14 protein-coding genes are annotated in these 14,056 nt (G+C 50.7%); all 14 read right to left on the reverse strand.

Annotation, left to right across the window (positions count from 1 at the left end; translation table 11 throughout):
- Positions 1–78: 78 nt before the first annotated feature.
- Entirely contained in the window at positions 79–1,119 is a 1,041-nt protein-coding gene (pstS, locus tag EFER_RS20125; RefSeq protein WP_000867120.1) for a phosphate ABC transporter substrate-binding protein PstS, read from the reverse strand.
- Positions 1,120–1,389: 270 nt separating this feature from the next.
- Positions 1,390–3,219: a glutamine--fructose-6-phosphate transaminase (isomerizing) gene (gene glmS / locus EFER_RS20130; protein ID WP_000334088.1), complete on the reverse strand. Its 1,830-nt coding sequence runs from the start codon at positions 3,217–3,219 to the stop codon at positions 1,390–1,392.
- A gap of 161 nt (positions 3,220–3,380) precedes the next feature.
- Positions 3,381–4,751 carry a bifunctional UDP-N-acetylglucosamine diphosphorylase/glucosamine-1-phosphate N-acetyltransferase GlmU gene (gene glmU / locus EFER_RS20135; RefSeq protein WP_000933732.1) on the reverse strand — a complete coding sequence of 457 codons (1,371 nt, stop codon included), beginning with the start codon at positions 4,749–4,751 and terminating at the stop codon, positions 3,381–3,383.
- A gap of 275 nt (positions 4,752–5,026) precedes the next feature.
- The gene (locus EFER_RS20140) at positions 5,027–5,725 is read right to left on the reverse strand and encodes a Bax inhibitor-1/YccA family protein (RefSeq protein ID WP_000008703.1); all 699 of its coding nucleotides are present in this window, start codon (positions 5,723–5,725) and stop codon (positions 5,027–5,029) included.
- Positions 5,726–5,921: 196 nt separating this feature from the next.
- Entirely contained in the window at positions 5,922–6,341 is a 420-nt protein-coding gene (locus EFER_RS20145) for a F0F1 ATP synthase subunit epsilon (protein ID WP_001251965.1), read from the reverse strand.
- 20 nt (positions 6,342–6,361) lie between these two features.
- Positions 6,362–7,744, reverse strand: coding sequence for a F0F1 ATP synthase subunit beta (gene atpD / locus EFER_RS20150; protein WP_000190506.1), 1,383 nt, complete (start codon positions 7,742–7,744; stop codon positions 6,362–6,364).
- 26 nt (positions 7,745–7,770) lie between these two features.
- On the reverse strand, positions 7,771–8,634 hold the full coding sequence (gene atpG / locus EFER_RS20155; protein WP_000896498.1) for a F0F1 ATP synthase subunit gamma: 864 nt from the start codon (positions 8,632–8,634) through the stop codon (positions 7,771–7,773).
- Positions 8,635–8,684: 50 nt separating this feature from the next.
- On the reverse strand, positions 8,685–10,226 hold the full coding sequence (gene atpA / locus EFER_RS20160) for a F0F1 ATP synthase subunit alpha (protein ID WP_001176745.1): 1,542 nt from the start codon (positions 10,224–10,226) through the stop codon (positions 8,685–8,687).
- A 12-nt stretch (positions 10,227–10,238) separates the two neighbouring features.
- Positions 10,239–10,772, reverse strand: coding sequence for a F0F1 ATP synthase subunit delta (atpH, locus tag EFER_RS20165; RefSeq protein WP_001288587.1), 534 nt, complete (start codon positions 10,770–10,772; stop codon positions 10,239–10,241).
- Between the two features lie 14 nt (positions 10,773–10,786).
- Positions 10,787–11,257 carry a F0F1 ATP synthase subunit B gene (atpF, locus tag EFER_RS20170; protein WP_001052219.1) on the reverse strand — a complete coding sequence of 157 codons (471 nt, stop codon included), beginning with the start codon at positions 11,255–11,257 and terminating at the stop codon, positions 10,787–10,789.
- Positions 11,258–11,318: 61 nt separating this feature from the next.
- Positions 11,319–11,558, reverse strand: coding sequence for a F0F1 ATP synthase subunit C (gene atpE, locus EFER_RS20175; RefSeq protein ID WP_000429386.1), 240 nt, complete (start codon positions 11,556–11,558; stop codon positions 11,319–11,321).
- A gap of 46 nt (positions 11,559–11,604) precedes the next feature.
- Positions 11,605–12,420 carry a F0F1 ATP synthase subunit A gene (gene atpB, locus EFER_RS20180; RefSeq protein ID WP_000135618.1) on the reverse strand — a complete coding sequence of 272 codons (816 nt, stop codon included), beginning with the start codon at positions 12,418–12,420 and terminating at the stop codon, positions 11,605–11,607.
- An 8-nt stretch (positions 12,421–12,428) separates the two neighbouring features.
- Complete coding sequence (gene atpI, locus EFER_RS20185; RefSeq protein ID WP_000116699.1) at positions 12,429–12,809, reverse strand: F0F1 ATP synthase subunit I; 381 nt, start codon at positions 12,807–12,809, stop codon at positions 12,429–12,431.
- A gap of 614 nt (positions 12,810–13,423) precedes the next feature.
- The gene (rsmG, locus tag EFER_RS20190) at positions 13,424–14,047 is read right to left on the reverse strand and encodes a 16S rRNA (guanine(527)-N(7))-methyltransferase RsmG (protein WP_000932854.1); all 624 of its coding nucleotides are present in this window, start codon (positions 14,045–14,047) and stop codon (positions 13,424–13,426) included.
- Positions 14,048–14,056 lie beyond the last annotated feature (9 nt).

A 14,056-nucleotide genomic window follows, 5' to 3' on the forward strand; every position in this document is an offset into this window, starting at 1 on the left:
TCTTCAGTTAAACGCGTTTACAAAGTCATTTTGTAATGCCGGATAAGCCGTTAATGCCTTATCCGGCCTGGAGTTTTATTAGTACAGCGGCTTGCCGCTACTGTCTTTAATATTGGTCTTCCACGCAGCGCGAACCTGTTCAACTACGCTATCCGGCAGGCTGGCGTAATCCAGGTCGTTCGCCTGTTTAGCCCCGGTTTTATACGCCCAGTCGAAGAATTTCAGCACTTCTGTGCCCTGCTCTGGTTTCTTCTGATCTTTGTGGACAAGAATGAACGTGGTAGAGGTAATAGGCCACGCATCTTCGCCTTTCTGGTTGGTCAGATCCTGAGCGAATGTTTTGCTCCAGTCTGCGCCTTTTGCCGCATTGGCAAAGTTTTCTTCGGTCGGCGAAACAGGTTTACCATCAGCGGAGATCAGTTTGGTGTACGCCAGGTTGTTCTGCTTAGCGTAAGCATATTCAACATAACCAATTGCACCCGGCAGACGCTGAACGAACGCGGCGATACCGTCGTTTCCTTTACCACCCAGACCAATCGGCCATTTTACGGTAGAGCCAGTACCGACGTTGTTTTTCCACTCTTCGTTCACTTTCGCCAGATAGCTGGTGAAGACAAAGGATGTCCCGGAGCCATCTGCACGGCGCACTACAGCAATGTTCTGTGAAGGCAGTTTCAGACCCGGATTCAGTTTGGCGATGGCTTCATCATCCCACTTTTTGATTTTGCCCAGGTAGATGTCGCCAAGGGTTTTACCATCCAGCACCAGTTCGCCAGATTTTAGCCCCGGAATGTTAACCGCCAGCACCACGCCGCCAATTACGGTCGGGAACTGGAACAGACCTTCCTGAGCCAGTTTTTCGTCAGACAGCGGCGCGTCAGAGGCACCAAAATCAACGGTATTGGCGATAATCTGTTTTACGCCGCCGGAAGAACCGATACCCTGGTAGTTAACTTTATTACCGGTTTCTTTCTGGTAAGTGTCAGCCCATTTGGCATACACCGGCGCAGGGAAGGTTGCACCTGCACCTGTCAGGCTTGCTTCTGCAAACACAGAGAAAGCGCTCATCGATAAGGTCGCGGCGACAAAAGTTGCGACGGTGGTACGCATAACTTTCATAATGTCTCCTGGGAGGATTCATAAAGCATTGTTTGTTGGCTACGAGAAGCAAAATAGGACAAACAGGTGACAGTTATATGTAAGGTTTATGACAGTTTTATGACAGAGAAGAAAAGTCTTTTTATATAGCTAAAAATCAATAAGTTAGCAGCGAGAGTGACAGCAATTTGGCAGAAAAATTTTCTTTCTGTGACAGTTAAAAAATAGCTAAAGATGAGACGATAAGTGAGGGAATAGAAAAATGCCCTGCGAAAGCAGGGCATCTGTGTATTACTCAACCGTAACCGATTTTGCCAGGTTACGTGGCTGGTCAACGTCAGTGCCTTTGATCAGCGCGACGTGGTACGCCAGTAACTGCAACGGAACGGTGTAGAAGATCGGTGCAATCACCTCTTCCACATGCGGCATCTCGATGATGTGCATATTATCGCTACCGACAAAACCAGCATCCTGATCGGCAAAGACATACAACTGACCGCCACGCGCACGAACTTCTTCAATGTTGGATTTCAGTTTTTCCAGCAATTCGTTGTTCGGTGCAACGACGATAACTGGCATATCGGCATCAATCAGCGCCAGCGGACCGTGTTTCAGTTCGCCTGCAGCGTAGGCTTCAGCGTGAATGTAAGAGATCTCTTTCAGCTTCAATGCGCCTTCCAGCGCGATTGGGTACTGATCGCCACGGCCCAGGAACAGCGCGTGATGTTTGTCAGAGAAATCTTCTGCCAGTGCTTCAATGCGTTTGTCCTGAGACAGCATCTGCTCAATACGGCTCGGCAGCGCCTGCAGACCATGCACGATGTCATGCTCAATGGAGGCATCCAGACCTTTCAGGCGAGACAGCTTCGCCACCAGCATCAACAGCACAGTTAACTGGGTGGTGAATGCTTTAGTAGACGCCACGCCGATTTCCGTACCGGCGTTGGTCATCAGCGCCAGATCGGATTCGCGTACCAGAGAAGAACCCGGAACGTTACAGATAGCCAGCGAACCAAGGTAACCCAGATCTTTCGACAGACGCAGGCCCGCCAGGGTATCCGCGGTTTCGCCAGACTGCGACAGAGTGATCATCAAGCTATTGCGACGCACAGCAGATTTGCGATAGCGGAATTCAGAGGCGATTTCAACGTCGCACGGAATGCCTGCCAGCGATTCAAACCAGTAACGGGAAACCATACCGGAGTTGTAAGAAGTACCGCAGGCGAGGATCTGAATATGCTCAACCTTCGACAGCAGTTCGTCAGCGTTCGGCCCCAGCTCGCTTAGGTCCACCTGGCCGTGGCTGATACGCCCGGTAAGGGTGTTTTTGATCGCGTTCGGCTGTTCATAAATCTCTTTCTGCATGTAGTGGCGGTAAATACCTTTATCGCCCGCGTCATATTGCAGATTGGATTCGATATCCTGACGTTTTACTTCCGCACCAGTTTTATCGAAGATGGTTACCGAACGGCGAGTCACTTCGGCAATATCGCCCTCTTCGAGGAAGATAAAGCGACGGGTCACTGGCAACAGCGCCAACTGGTCAGAAGCGATAAAGTTTTCGCCCATACCCAGGCCAATCACCAGCGGGCTACCAGAACGTGCCGCCAGCAGAGTATCCGGGTGACGGGTATCCATAATTACCGTGCCATAAGCGCCACGCAGCTGCGGAATAGCGCGCAGAACAGCCTCACGCAGAGTACCGCCTTGTTTCAGCTCCCAGTTCACCAGATGTGCAATCACTTCGGTGTCGGTTTCAGAAACGAAGGTATAGCCACGCGCTTTTAACTCTTCACGCAGCGGTTCATGGTTTTCGATGATGCCGTTATGCACCACCACAATGTGTTCAGAAACATGCGGATGCGCGTTAGCTTCTGAAGGTTCACCGTGGGTCGCCCAGCGAGTGTGAGCAATACCGGTGCCGCCATGCAGAGGATGTTCTTCCGCTGCCTGAGCCAGCATCTGGACTTTACCGAGGCGACGCAGACGGGTCATATGACCTTCTGCATCTACAACCGCCAGACCGGCAGAGTCATATCCGCGGTATTCCAGACGACGTAAACCTTCAAGAAGGATTTCTGCTACATCACGTTGCGCGATCGCGCCAACAATTCCACACATAGTTTTTGATTCCGATTTATATCGTTGTCGGTCAACCTGTATGCCCGTTTTTCGGGCGCCCCGAGCCTTTGTAGAGAGTGGGGTTATTTTTATAGTTACTGCTTGTGGGCGGGAGATTATGTTATCTCCTCACCCCATATGGCCGGATTACCCGGCCAGAATTACTTTTTCTTTACCGGACGACGCCAGCCTTCTTTTTGAGTCTGCGGCACACGGCTGATCGCCAGGGCATTTTCACCGACATTACGCGTCACAGTTGTACCCGCAGCAATGGTCGCGCCTTTGCCTACTGTTACCGGGGCCACCAGCTGAGTGTCGGAACCGACAAACACATCGTCGCCTATAATGGTCTTAAATTTATTCGCACCGTCGTAGTTGCAGGTAATGGTTCCTGCACCAATGTTAACGTTATCGCCAATTTCCGCATCGCCCAGGTAAGTCAGATGACCAGCTTTCGAGCCTTTACCCAGACGCGCTTTTTTCATCTCAACGAAGTTACCGACGTGTGCACCTTCCAGCAACTCAGCACCAGGACGCAGACGGGCAAACGGGCCAATGGTACAGGCCGCTGCCAGATGCGCATCTTCCACAACGGTATACGGGCTAATTTCGCAATCATCGCCAATCACGCTGTTTTTAATCACGCAACCGGTGCCGATTTTCACGCGATGACCGAGAGTTACGTTGCCCTCGATGATAACGTTAGTATCAATTTCAACATCGCGCCCGTGAGTTAGCGTACCGCGTAGATCAAAACGCGCCGGATCGCGCAGCATAACGCCTGCTAAAAGCAGTTTTTCAGCCTGTTCGGACTGGTAAACGCGCTCCAGACGAGAGAGTTGCAGGCGGTTATTCACGCCTTCTACTTCGCTTAAACGTTGCGGATGAACGGCAACGATTTCACGCCCTTCCTGATACGCCAGCGCAATAATGTCGGTGATGTAGTATTCGCCCTGCGCATTATTGTTGGTCAGTTTAGCCAGCCAGCGTTTCATATCTGCGCCGTTGGCGATCAGAATGCCGGTGTTGATCTCCTGAATCTGACGCTGCTCGTCGGTGGCATCTTTATGCTCAACAATGCCAGTAACTTTGCCGTTTTCGCGGGTAATACGACCATAACCGGTGGGATCATCCAGTTTCACTGTCAGCAGGCCAATGCCGCCCTGCGGTTTAGCATCACGCAGGCGCTGGAGTGTTTCGACAGAGATCAGCGGCACGTCGCCGTAGAGCATTAAAATGTCTTCATCATCGGCAAAGAAAGGTGCGGCCTGCTGCATTGCATGACCCGTACCCAGCTGTTCTGCCTGAAGCACCCAGTTCAGGTTGTCGTCTTTCAGCGCCTGTTTAAGCAGATCACCGCCGTGACCGTAAACCAGGTGAACGTGCGCTGCGCCTAATTCATTCGCAGCATCAATGACATGCTGAACCATCGCTTTCCCGGCAAGGGTATGCAGCACTTTCGGAAGATCGGAATACATGCGCGTGCCTTTACCTGCGGCAAGGATCACTACGCTCATAGCATTATTCAACATACGCGTCCTGACTGTAATTTGAGAACGAATTTAAACCGCTTCACCTTGAAAAAACTACATTTTTTTCATCGTGAAATGGACAGAGGATAAATTGTTCAATAACGGATTATCCCCGCTGACGAAAGTGCCATTTTCGACCATCGTCACGCCTTTTGTCTGCAGAAAATTAAGGCAGTACCTTCATTTAAGCGTCAGGTGGATGTTTTTGCTCTTATTTCGATCAATGAATAAACGGGAAAACCAGCGAATAATTTCGCTGGTTTATACAAGCAGGGTTAATCGCGGGACATGAAAATGCGCAGAACATACCAGAACATGGTAGCGATAGAGGCGAAGAGATGTAGCGCCGCGCCTGCCGGACGATCGGTAGGATAATGATGAATAATATTAGACGTGTCGTACAGCACGAAGCCAGCACACAACAGCACCATTGCCGCCGAGAACCAGACGCCCAGTGAGAATCCCATAAAAATGCTCGCGATAATGGCACCGAAAGCGATAAAGCCCGCCATGGTTAAAAACGAACGCATGAAAGAGAAATCTTTTTTGGTCGTGAAGGCCGTGAATGTCAGACCACCCACCAGCAATGCTGTGGTGATGCCCGCCGCGCCAATAATTGCTGGATTAATATACGCTGCCAGTGTCAGTAAAGGCGCAAAAATTAACGCTTCTGCCAGTACATATATCCCCAGTCCAATCAGTTGGGTCTGATTAGATTCCACGTTATCTGCCAGACGAGTCGCCAGCATGCTGACCAGAATAAAAGCACCCAGCACCACCAGCCAACCAAATTGACCACTGTTCATCAGCACCCTAAGCATCATTTTGCCAAGCCCACTAAAGATAAACAGCGCGCTGAGAATGATGAACCCGACAACTGCCCCAGCCAGATGCATATAAGCACGGCGGATAAAGGTGGCGCGATCAGTCATCACAACCGGTTGGACACCTTCAAAAGACGGTTTAAAAGACATAGATATGATCCCTCATATAATTACAGAAATAATAATAACAACAGGGACGATATCACTATGGAGAAACGGAGACAATTAACGACTTAGCAAGATACTAACTTTTTGATGAGTAATAAAATTTATGTATATATCAGCGAAATACATATAAAAAAGCCAGCCTGTTTCCAGACTGGCTTTTGTGCTTTTCAAGCCGGTGTTACATCGCTTTTTTGGTCAACTCGATAACGCGCAGCTGCGCGATCGCTTTGGCCAGTTCCGCAGACGCCTGAGCGTAATCTACGTCGCCGTGAGAGCTGCTAATGTGCTCTTCAGCCTTACGTTTCGCTTCCATGGCTCGCGCTTCGTCGAGATCCTGGCCGCGAATTGCGGTGTCGGCCAGAACGGTCACGTTGCCAGGCTGCACTTCAAGAATGCCGCCAGACAGATAGATAAACTCTTCGTGACCGTGCTGTTTCACGATGCGAATCATACCAGGCTTAATGGCGGTGAGCAGCGGTGCGTGGCCAGGGTAGATCCCCAGTTCACCTTCGCTACCCGTTACCTGGATTTTCTCGACCAGACCAGAGAACATTTGTTGCTCTGCGCTGACGACGTCCAGGTGGTAAGTCATTGCCATATCACCCTCCGATTAAGGCGTTAAAGTTTTTTGGCTTTTTCCACTGCTTCTTCGATGGAACCGACCATGTAGAACGCCTGCTCCGGCAGGTGATCGTATTCGCCTTCCATGATGCCTTTAAAGCCACGGATGGTGTCTTTCAGGGAGACGTATTTACCCGGAGAACCGGTGAATACTTCTGCCACGAAGAACGGCTGGGACAGGAAGCGCTGGATCTTACGAGCGCGCGCTACCACCAGTTTGTCTTCTTCAGACAGTTCATCCATACCCAGGATGGCGATGATGTCTTTCAGTTCCTGATAACGTTGCAGGATGGACTGAACGCCACGCGCGGTGTCGTAGTGTTCCTGACCAACCACCAGCGGGTCCAACTGACGGCTGGTAGAGTCCAGCGGGTCAACGGCCGGGTAGATACCCAGAGACGCGATCTGACGGCTCAGTACCACGGTTGCGTCAAGGTGCGCAAAGGTGGTTGCCGGAGACGGGTCAGTCAAGTCATCCGCAGGTACGTATACCGCCTGTACGGAGGTGATAGAACCAGTTTTGGTGGAGGTGATACGTTCCTGAAGAACGCCCATCTCTTCCGCCAGAGTCGGCTGATAACCTACCGCTGAAGGCATACGGCCCAGCAGTGCGGATACTTCCGTACCGGCCAGGGTGTAACGATAGATGTTGTCAACGAACAGCAGAACGTCACGACCTTCGTCACGGAATTTCTCAGCCATGGTCAGGCCGGTCAGTGCAACGCGCAGACGGTTTCCCGGCGGCTCGTTCATCTGGCCATATACCAGGGATACTTTGTCGATAACGTTGGAGTCAGTCATTTCGTGGTAGAAGTCGTTACCCTCACGAGTACGTTCACCTACGCCCGCAAACACAGAGTAACCGGAGTGCTCGATCGCGATGTTACGAATAAGCTCCATCATGTTTACAGTTTTACCTACACCCGCACCACCGAACAGACCGACTTTACCGCCCTTAGCGAACGGACACATCAGGTCGATAACTTTGATACCGGTTTCCAGCAGTTCCTGAGAGTTTGACAGCTCTTCGTAGGAAGGTGCTGCGCGGTGAATCGCCCAACGCTCTTCTTCACCGATCTCGCCTTTCATGTCGACCGGTTCACCCAGTACGTTCATGATACGGCCCAGAGTCGCTTTACCTACCGGGACTTCGATCGGGTGTTCGAGGTCTTTTACATCCAGACCGCGACGCAGACCGTCGGAGGACCCCATTGCGATGGTACGCACGATACCACCGCCGAGCTGCTGCTGAACTTCCAGCACCAGACGCTCATTACCATTTTGCACCTCAAGAGCATCGTACACGCGCGGTACGGCATCCTGAGGGAATTCGACGTCAACTACGGCGCCGATTACCTGGACAATCTTTCCAGTAGCCATCTTAAATCCTCTACGAAATAACCTGTTTAAACCGCGGCGGCCCCCGAGACGATCTCGGTGAGTTCCTGAGTAATGCTGGCCTGACGAGCTTTGTTGTATACCAACTGCAGCTCTTTAATCAGGCTGCCGCCATTGTCGGTCGCGGCTTTCATCGCCACCATACGGGCGGCCTGCTCGCTGGCCAGGTTTTCAACCACGCCCTGATAAACCTGAGATTCGACATAACGACGCAGCAGGGTATCCAGCAACGCCTTCGGATCGGGTTCGTACAGGTAATCCCAGGATTTATGTTTCAGATCATCATCATCTGATGCCGGTAACGGCAGCAGCTGGCTGATGGTCGGAACCTGAGACATGGTGTTAATAAATTTGTTGCTGACAATGTAAAGCTTGTCCAGACGGCCTTCGTCGTAGGCCTGCAACATCACTTTTACCGGACCGATCAGTTCGGACAGGGAAGGGTTGTCCCCCATGCCGGTGACCTGGGCAACAACATTGCCGCCCACGGAGTTGAAGAACGACACACCTTTTGAGCCGATCATTGCGAGGTCGCATTGAACGCCTTTGTCGGTCCAGGTCTTCATTTCCGCCAGCAGTTTTTTGAACAGGTTAATGTTCAAACCACCGCACAAACCACGGTCGGTCGACACCACCAGGTAGCCTACGCGTTTAACGTCGCGGTCTTCCAGGTATGGGTGCTTATATTCCAGATTACCGTGTGCAAGGTGACCAATCACTTTGCGCATGGTTTCTGCATAAGGACGGCTGGCCGCCATGCGATCCTGCGATTTACGCATTTTGGAAGCGGCGACCATCTCCATCGCTTTAGTGATCTTTTGCGTGTTCTGGACGCTTGCGATCTTACTACGTATCTCTTTTGCGCCGGCCATGAGCTTCTCCTCAATGCCTTGCGGCCTGCCCTAAGGCAAGCCGCCAGACGTTACCAGGATTGGGTTGCTTTGAAGGAATCGAGGATGCCTTTCAGCTTGCCTTCGATTTCGTCGTTGTAGCCACCGGTCTGGTTGATCTCTTGCATCAACGGAGCGTGATCACGGTCGACGTAAGCCAGCAGAGCGGCTTCGAAGCTGCCGATTTTCGACAGTTCAACATCCGCCAGGTAACCACGTTCTGCTGCGAACAGAACCAGAGACTGCTGCGCAACGGACATCGGCGCATACTGTTTCTGTTTCAGCAGTTCGGTCACTTTCTGACCGTGGTCAAGCTGCTTACGAGTTGCATCGTCAAGGTCGGATGCAAACTGAGAGAACGCTGCCAGTTCACGATACTGTGCCAGAGCGGTACGGATACCACCGGACAGTTTTTTCATGATCTTGGTCTGTGCTGCACCACCAACACGGGATACGGAGATACCCGGGTTAACCGCAGGACGAATACCGGCGTTGAACAGGTTGGTTTCCAGGAAGATCTGACCATCGGTAATGGAGATTACGTTGGTCGGAACGAACGCAGAAACGTCACCAGCCTGAGTTTCGATAATCGGCAGCGCAGTCAGAGAACCGGTTTTCCCTTTCACTTCACCTTTGGTGAAGGCTTCAACGTATTCGGCGTTAACACGCGCAGCACGCTCCAGCAGACGAGAGTGGAGGTAGAATACGTCACCCGGGAATGCTTCACGTCCTGGCGGACGACGGAGCAGCAGGGAGATCTGACGGTAAGCAACAGCCTGTTTAGACAGGTCATCGTAAATGATCAGCGCATCTTCACCGCGGTCACGGAAGTATTCGCCCATTGCGCAACCGGCATACGGCGCCAGGTATTGCAGTGCAGCGGATTCAGACGCGGTTGCTACCACGACGATGGTGTTAGCCAGTGCGCCGTGCTCTTCCAGTTTACGTACCACGTTAGAAATAGTGGACGCTTTCTGGCCGATAGCGACATAGATACATTTGATACCGGAATCGCGCTGGTTAATGATGGCATCGATTGCCAGTGCGGTTTTACCGGTCTGACGGTCACCGATGATCAATTCACGCTGACCACGACCGATTGGGATCATGGAGTCAACGGCTTTATAACCGGTCTGTACCGGCTGATCTACGGACTGACGTTCGATAACGCCCGGGGCGATAGCTTCTACAGCAGAGAAGCCGTCGTGATCCAGCGGACCTTTACCGTCGATTGGTGCACCCAGAGTGTTAACCACACGGCCCAGCAGGCCACGGCCAACCGGAACTTCCAGGATACGGCCAGTACACTTAACTTTCATGCCTTCGGCAAGGTCAGCGTACGGACCCATAACAACCGCACCTACAGAGTCACGCTCGAGGTTCAGTGCGATAGCGTAACGGTTACCCGGCAGGGAGATCATTTCACCCTGCATACAATCGGCCAGGCCGTGGATGCGGATAACACCGTCACTTACAGAAACAATAGTACCTTCGTTGTGAGCTTCACTCACAACATTGAACTGAGCAATGCGCTGCTTGATCAGTTCGCTGATTTCGGTGGAATTCAGTTGCATGCTCCAGTCCCCTTAAGACTGCAAGACGTCTGCAAGGCGCTCAAGACGACCGCGTACGCTGCCATCAATGACCATATCACCCGCTCGGATGATAACGCCTGCCATTACAGACTTATCGATTTTGCAATTCAGCTTAACTTTGCGTGACAGACGTTTTTCCATCGCAGCAGAAATTTTCGCGAGCTGTTGTTCACTCAACGCGGCAGCGGAAATGACGTCTACCTCAGCGGTAGCCTCACTCACAGCACGCAGGTGAATAAACTGCTCCAGAACATCCGGGAGCGCGTTAAGACGACCATTTTCAGCCATAACCCGAATCAGGTTCTGACCGTTTTCGTCCAGTTGCTCACCACAAACTGCGATAAACGACTCGGCGAGCGTTTCTGGCGCAAGCGCGCCAGAGAGAAGCTCTGCCATTTGTTCGTTTTTGGTTACCTCGGCGGCAAACGCCAGCATGTCCTGCCAGCGTTCTACACTTTGGTGTTCGACGGCAAAGTCAAAAGCTGCTTTGGCGTAGGGGCGAGCTACCGTAATAAATTCAGACATCAGCCCCTCCCTCCTTACAGTTCAGCGACAAGTTTATCCACGATGTCGCTGTTAGCAGCTTCATCCACGGAACGTTCGATGATCTTCTCGGCGCCAGCAACAGCCAGGATAGCAACTTGCTTACGCAGCTCTTCACGGGCACGTTTACGCTCGGCTTCAATTTCCGCCTGCGCCTGGGCCACGATTTTAGTACGTTCCTGCTCTGCTTCAGCTTTAGCTTCGTCCAGAATCTGCGAGCGGCGTTTGTTCGCCTGCTCGATGATTACCTGGGCTTCCGCTTTCGCTTTTTTCAGCTGGTCGGTCGCGCTGGCCTTTGCAAGGTCAAGGTCCTTATGTGCTCGTTCTGCGGAAGCAAGGCCGTCAGCAATTTCTTTTTGACGTTTTTCGATGGCTGCCATTAATGGCGGCCATACGTACTTCATGCAGAACAGAACGAACAGGACAAACGCGATGGCCTGGCCGAGGATTGTTGCGTTAAGATTCACAGCACAATGCCTCTATTTAGTTAACGTTCTGATATTGCTCTTTAAATAAAAGCAACGCTTACTACGCGACAGCGAACATCACGTACAGACCCAGACCTACAGCGATCATCGGGATAGCATCCACCAGACCCATAACGATAAAGAACTGAGTACGCAGCAGAGGAATCAGATCAGGTTGACGCGCTGCGCCTTCCAGGAATTTACCCCCGAGGATGCCGATACCGATCGCAGCACCGATTGCCGCCAGACCCATCATCACAGCGGCAGCCATGTACAGCAGATCCATATTCAGGTTTTCCATGACAGTCTCCAGTTTGTTTCAGTTAAAACGTAGTAGTGTTGGTAAATTAATGTTCTTCAGACGCCATCGACAGATAGACGATCGTCAGAACCATGAAGATGAAGGCTTGCAGCGTAATGATCAGGATGTGGAAAATGGCCCACGGCACATTCAGAATCCACTGTGACCACCACGGCAACAGACCAGCAATCAGAATGAAAATCAGCTCACCGGCGTACATGTTACCGAACAGTCGCAAACCGAGTGAAACTGGTTTGGACAGCAGGCTTACCCCTTCAAGGATTAAGTTGACAGGAATGAACGCCCAGTGATTGAACGGCTGCAGCGTCAACTCTTTCGTGAAGCCGCCGATGCCTTTCATTTTGATGCTGTAGAACAGAATCAGGATAAATACGCCCAGTGCCATAGACAGCGTTACGTTCACGTCCGCAGACGGAACCACACGCAGTGCCGGCAGACCCAGTACATGTTCAGCGATGTACGGCAGCAGGTCGATAGGCAGTAAGTCCATCAAGTTCATCAGGAATACCCAGACGAAAATCGTCAGGGCCAGCGGAGCAATCAGCTTGCTCTTGCCATGGTACATGTCTTTCACGCTACCATTAACAAAGCCGATCACCAGCTCAATCGCGGTCTGAAACTTACCTGGCACGCCGCTGGTCGCCTTTTTGGCTACACTACGGAATAAAACCAGGAACAACAGACCCAGCACCACCGAGAAGAACATGGAGTCAATATTGATTGTCCAGAAGGTGGCTGGGGGGTTATGCGGATCCACCAGCGAGAATGTACGCAGGTCCAGCTGAAGGTTATTCAGGTGGTGTCCTATGTAATCCTGCGGCGTCATATTTTCTGAAGCCATGATGCCTTTTACCCTTTGTTGTTAATTACAGCCGGTGCCAGTATCTGAACCACCAGCACCAAAACCCACGTAACGATCAGCGGCAAGAATACCGCCTTTAAAACCGCCAACGCCACCACCAGTAACACCAACATCGCCAGAACTTTGAAAGCTTCGCCAAATGCGAATGTCCAGGCCACCCGGCCTTTCGCTGGTGTATGTGCCTGGTGACGCCAGGCAAATATCATAAACAAAACGTTAGGCAGAAAGACTGCCAGGCCTCCACTTAATGCAGAGACGCCCCAGAAGGGGTCTTTGAGGCTGAACAGCAATCCACTTGCTATCACCACCAGTAACTGAACGAGCAGAAGCTTCCGAGCAACGTTTCGACTCACGAGCGACACAGACATCACGTTTTTCACTCCTGCTCCCTTCGAGGTATGCCGCGTGTCGTATAAAACTTTCTTTAAGGCTTAGAGTCAAGCATCAAAAAGCGGTCAAATTATACGGTGCGTCCCCGTGATTTCAAACAATAAGTAGCCAAAACGTGAATAAATGTTTAAATATTTTTCACCAGCCCACATTTCTTAGTTTTTAAGAAACTGTGAGCGATCATGCAAATCTGCAAAAGGTGCGTAAACACTGGTGATAAAGCGTGCTTCAGATCACAATTTACGCATCTTCGTCTTTGTCCTGATTATTTACTTAGCTAATGATGCCTTTTCAACTTTTTGATATTTAACCTTAAAAAAGCATTCAGTTTTAAAAACGACTATTACAACCCAAAAACTAAATATTGACTTTTATAATTAATTTTTAACAAAAAAACTGGTTTTCTTAAATGATTTTTAGCCGTCTGATATTTTCGTTACTGACAGAATAAATCTTTGGCAAAAAAAGCCACGTTGTGTTGTTGCAAACAAACAGTGAACATGGCGTTAAGTGTAACGACTTATATCGTCCTGGTATGGGTGTTTTTTTAACAGTTTTGAAACCTGTTTTTCGTCCATATTTTTGATAAAAATTAAATTCTGTTTGGCTTAATCACCACCAGATGACGTTCTCCCTCCAGCCCAGGAACATGTAATTTAACTACCGATTCGACCTGAAATTCTTTTGGTAATGAAGCAATTTCATCTTCTGGTAATTGCCCTTTCAATGCGTAATAACGACCGGATGGCCCAGGAAGGTGGTGACACCAGTTCAGCATATCATCGAGCGAAGCAAATGCACGGCTGATCACGCCATCAAAAGGAGGTTCAGCTGGAAACACCTCTACCCTACTTTGCACTGGAGTGATGTTATCCAGTTTCAGCTCATGCTGAACCTGACGCAGAAAGCGCACGCGCTTACCGAGGCTATCCAGCAGCGTGAAGTGGGCTTCAGGACGCACGATAGAAAGCGGTATTCCCGGCAGTCCCGGTCCGGTGCCAACATCGATAAAGCGCTCACCTTGCAGATAAGGAGCTACCACGATGCTATCAAGAATATGACGAACCAGCATTTCGTTGGGATCACGAACTGAAGTCAGGTTATAGGCCTTATTCCATTTATGCAGCATATTAACGTAGGCAATAAGCTGATTTTTCTGGTGATCGGTAAGCGAAATTCCTGCATCTTTCAGCAGAGAGGAGAGTTTGTTGAGCACGGTGATTAC

The sequence above is a fragment of the Escherichia fergusonii ATCC 35469 genome (assembly GCF_000026225.1).
GTDB classification, from domain to species: Bacteria; Pseudomonadota; Gammaproteobacteria; order Enterobacterales; family Enterobacteriaceae; genus Escherichia; species Escherichia fergusonii.

Excerpts from the sequence above, each read along its gene's own strand:
- pstS (WP_000867120.1), bottom strand. The coding sequence starts at position 1,119 with ATGAAAGTTATGCGTACCACCGTCGCAACTTTTGTCGCCGCGACCTTA.
- glmS (WP_000334088.1), bottom strand. The coding sequence starts at position 3,219 with ATGTGTGGAATTGTTGGCGCGATCGCGCAACGTGATGTAGCAGAAATC.
- glmU (WP_000933732.1), bottom strand. The coding sequence starts at position 4,751 with ATGTTGAATAATGCTATGAGCGTAGTGATCCTTGCCGCAGGTAAAGGC.
- EFER_RS20140 (WP_000008703.1), bottom strand. The coding sequence starts at position 5,725 with ATGTCTTTTAAACCGTCTTTTGAAGGTGTCCAACCGGTTGTGATGACT.
- EFER_RS20145 (WP_001251965.1), bottom strand. The coding sequence starts at position 6,341 with ATGGCAATGACTTACCACCTGGACGTCGTCAGCGCAGAGCAACAAATG.
- atpD (WP_000190506.1), bottom strand. The coding sequence starts at position 7,744 with ATGGCTACTGGAAAGATTGTCCAGGTAATCGGCGCCGTAGTTGACGTC.
- atpG (WP_000896498.1), bottom strand. The coding sequence starts at position 8,634 with ATGGCCGGCGCAAAAGAGATACGTAGTAAGATCGCAAGCGTCCAGAAC.
- atpA (WP_001176745.1), bottom strand. The coding sequence starts at position 10,226 with ATGCAACTGAATTCCACCGAAATCAGCGAACTGATCAAGCAGCGCATT.
- atpH (WP_001288587.1), bottom strand. The coding sequence starts at position 10,772 with ATGTCTGAATTTATTACGGTAGCTCGCCCCTACGCCAAAGCAGCTTTT.
- atpE (WP_000429386.1), bottom strand. The coding sequence starts at position 11,558 with ATGGAAAACCTGAATATGGATCTGCTGTACATGGCTGCCGCTGTGATG.
- atpB (WP_000135618.1), bottom strand. The coding sequence starts at position 12,420 with ATGGCTTCAGAAAATATGACGCCGCAGGATTACATAGGACACCACCTG.
- atpI (WP_000116699.1), bottom strand. The coding sequence starts at position 12,809 with ATGTCTGTGTCGCTCGTGAGTCGAAACGTTGCTCGGAAGCTTCTGCTC.